Raw genomic sequence first — 557 nt, 5'->3', positions numbered from 1 at the left:
ATGCGCGACCTTGCCGCCGAGACAACCGGCTATCAGAAATATCTGCTTGCGCCTGAAGTCGGCGTGTTGCTCGATGCCGTGGGCGACCTGCGCCAGCGGATGCTGTTTGATTTCCTCTGGAACAGCGGCGCACGGATTAATGAGGCATTAGCCGTCACCCCGGCTGATATTGTCCTCGATGCCAGAAGGCCGTATGTCGTGCTGTATACGCTTAAACAGCGACAGCAGCCCCGCACCGGACGCCCGCGCAAGGGAGAGCCGGTTAAACGCGCCGTGCCGCTGCTCGATGAGGCGTTTGTTGTGCGGCTGCGCGATCACCTGGCGACCTTCACCCGACACCGCACAAAGCCGGTATGGGAGATAACCGACGACACCGCCCGTCACTGGCTGCAAAACGCCCTGGCTGAGTGCGGGCTGCGCGGCGTGAAATTCACTATTCCCGCGATCAGCCCGAAAACCTTCCGGCACTCTTTTGCGATGCACCTGGCGATGAACGGGGCGCTGCCGGTTGCATTGCAGGCGTACATGGGGCATAAGGATTTCAAAAGCACCCAGCA

The 557-nt window shown here is 60.7% G+C and carries 1 protein-coding gene; it reads left to right on the top strand.

Going from position 1 to position 557, the window contains the following annotated elements; translation table 11 throughout:
- A partial coding sequence (locus MKP05_RS21525) for a tyrosine-type recombinase/integrase (protein ID WP_240570168.1) occupies positions 1 to 557 on the top strand: 557 nt, incomplete at both ends.

It is taken from the genome of Halomonas flagellata (assembly GCF_022487945.1).
Classification (GTDB): Bacteria; Pseudomonadota; Gammaproteobacteria; order Pseudomonadales; family Halomonadaceae; genus Halomonas; species Halomonas flagellata.
Note: the sequence above shows the minus strand (reverse complement) of the source record. Positions and strands in the feature narration are given on the sequence as shown.